This window comes from Aureimonas psammosilenae (genome assembly GCF_009176975.1).
Classification (GTDB): Bacteria; Pseudomonadota; Alphaproteobacteria; order Rhizobiales; family Rhizobiaceae; genus Plantimonas; species Plantimonas psammosilenae.
Genome location: NZ_WEZG01000040.1, coordinates 1 through 2564, shown reverse-complemented (window position 1 = coordinate 2564; position 2564 = coordinate 1). Strand labels below are relative to the sequence as shown.

The window sequence follows — 2564 nt, the reverse complement described above, 5'->3', positions numbered from 1 at the left end:
GGGTGGATGAACGAACCCGCTTCCGCGGGAAGGGCGGCGGCTTCGTCGTTTGCGGAATGATGCGAGCGCGTTGCGCTGATTGAGCGTCGCCCGGTGCGGGCGGACGATCCCGGCTCCTTTACCCGGACGGAGCCTTCCCATGACGACCTCCCTCACTCCCATCGCTGCGGTCAGCCCGCTGCGCCAGCGCCTGATCGCCGACATGACCATGCGCCGCTTCAGGGCCGAGACGCAGCGCAACTACCTGCGCGACGTCGGGCGTCTGGCCTCGTTCCTCGGCCGCTCGCCCGACACGGCCACGCCTGAGGATTTGCGCCGTTTCCAGATCGCGCTTCAGGAGGCCGGGCTCGGCGTGCCGACGATGAACGCGGTCGTCTCGGCGCTGCGCTTCTTCTTCGTCCACACGATCGACCGGCCCGATCTCGCCCGCAAGCTGGTGCGGCTGCGCTATCCCCGCAGCCTGCCCGACGTGCTGAGCCCGGACGAGGTGCGCCGCCTGCTCGGCGCCACCGTCTGCCTGAAGCACCTGGCGGCCCTTTCGGTCGCCTATGGCGCAGGCCTGCGCGTTGCCGAAGTGGCGGCGCTGAAGGTCGGCGACGTCGACTCCACCCGCATGCTTCTGCGCGTCGAGCGCGGCAAAGGCGGGCGCGATCGTAACGCCATGCTGTCCGCCGATCTCCTCGCGCTCCTGCGCGAATGGTGGGTCGAGGGTCACCGGCAGGGGATCCTGCATCGCGAGGGCTGGCTGTTCCCCGGGCAGAACTGGGATCGGCCCATCTCGACCCGCCAGCTTCACCGCGTCGTGGTGGAGGCGGCGCGGGCGGTTGACATCCCCAAGCGCGTCGGGCCGCATACGCTGCGCCATTCCTTCGCCACGCACCTTCTCGAGGACGGCGTCGATATCCGCATCATCCAGGTTTTGCTCGGCCACGCCAAGCTCGACACCACCGCGCTCTATGCCAAGGTCGCCACGCGCACGGTGCGGGCCATCGTCAGCCCGCTCGATCGCCTCGCCCTGGTTCCCCGCGAGGAGGCCTCGCCTGGCTGAGGCGATGGGCGAGCGGATCGAACTCGCCGACATCCTGCGCGTTGCCGGCCCCGCCTTCCGGGCGGCCCGTGCCGGACGCTTGAGCTTGGCCGAGCTCAAGGTCATGTCGGCGATCGAGAACTGCCGCACCGCCGCGCTCGGCGGCCACGTCGAGGGCTGCGACGCCTGCGGCCATCTGCGGATCGCCTACAACTCCTGCCGCAACCGGCATTGCCCGCGCTGCCAGGGCGCAGCCGCGCGCGACTGGCTTGCCCAGCGCCAAGCCGACCTCCTGCCCGTCGGCTACTTCCACGTCGTCTTCACGCTTCCCGCCGAGATCGGGACCGTCGCCTTCCAAAATAAGCGGGCTGTCTACGACCTCCTGTTCCGGGCATCGGTGGAGACGATGGCGACAATCGCCGCCGATCCAAAGCACCTGGGCGCCCGCATCGGCCTCACCGCCGTGCTCCACACCTGGGGCTCGGCGATGACCCATCACCCGCACGTCCACATGATCGTGCCCGGCGGCGGCCTCTCGCCGGACGGATCGCGCTGGATCGCCTCGCGTCCCGCCTTCCTCCTGCCGGTGCGCGTGCTCGGCGCCCTGTTCCGACGCCTCTTCCTCGAAGGGCTCGCCACTCTCCATAAAGCGGGCAAGCTTGCCTTTCACGGCGCGCTCGCCCACCTCGCCGATCCACGCGCCTTCGCCCGCCATATCGCCCCAACGCGCAGGAAGAGGTGGGTGGTCTACGCCAAGCCGCCCTTCGCGGGACCAGAGGCCGTTCTCGCCTACCTGTCGCGCTACACCCATCGCGTCGCCATCTCCTCGCGCCGCGTCATCGCCTTCGACGGCCGCACCGTCACCTTCCGCGTCAAGGACTACCGCCAGGACGGCGCTGCCCGCCACCGCACCCTGACGCTGGAGGCGGGCGAGTTCATCCGCCGGTTCCTCCTCCACGTCCTGCCCCGCGGCTTCCACCGCATCCGGCACTACGGGTTCCTCACCGGGCCGAACCGCAAGGCTGGCCTCGATCGCATCCGCCAGCTTCTCGGCGCACCGCCTGCGCCCGGTCCCGCCACCACAGCGCCGGACACGCCCGAGCCGCCCGACATCCGCCCGACCTGTCCGTGCTGCGGCGGAGCGATGCGCGTCGTCGGCACCCTTCTGCGATGGAGCCAGCCGCGTGGGCCGCCGACGCGCCCCTCACCGAACCGGGAGCAATCACCATGACCCGGCATGGCACGGCAACTCAATCCGCCCGAGACCATGTGCTCCGGGGCGCGATCCCGTGCGACCCCATGGCAGGAAAAGGCGTCAGACGACGGTCTCGCAACGAGTCCTCGCCCGCCACGGCGACGTTGCCGCCGTCAAACCGGGCGGCGCGCCATCGGCATGCCGTACCATCTGGCGGTCGATGCACCTTGCCCCTGCACCGCCGTCAGCCGAAAACCCCATAAACCACCAACCGGCATCCCGCGGGTTCGGTCTTCCGCGACTTTCGTACGCCTCACGGCGCCCGAAACTCTTCAGGAAAGC

General features: G+C 70.0%; 2 protein-coding genes. Both read left to right on the top strand.

The window, feature by feature from the left end:
• The first annotated feature begins 139 nt into the window (after window positions 1-139).
• The gene (locus tag F9929_RS23855; protein WP_152049049.1) at window positions 140-1048 is read left to right on the top strand and encodes a tyrosine-type recombinase/integrase; all 909 of its coding nucleotides are present in this window, start codon (window positions 140-142) and stop codon (window positions 1046-1048) included.
• A gap of 4 nt (window positions 1049-1052) precedes the next feature.
• Window positions 1053-2258: an IS91 family transposase gene (locus tag F9929_RS23850; RefSeq protein ID WP_152049048.1), complete on the top strand. Its 1206-nt coding sequence runs from the start codon at window positions 1053-1055 to the stop codon at window positions 2256-2258.
• Window positions 2259-2564: the final 306 nt, after the last annotated feature.

Coding starts and splice junctions, on each gene's coding strand:
- F9929_RS23855 (WP_152049049.1), top strand. CDS start 140: ATGACGACCTCCCTCACTCCCATCGCTGCGGTCAGCCCGCTGCGCCAG.
- F9929_RS23850 (WP_152049048.1), top strand. CDS start 1,053: ATGGGCGAGCGGATCGAACTCGCCGACATCCTGCGCGTTGCCGGCCCC.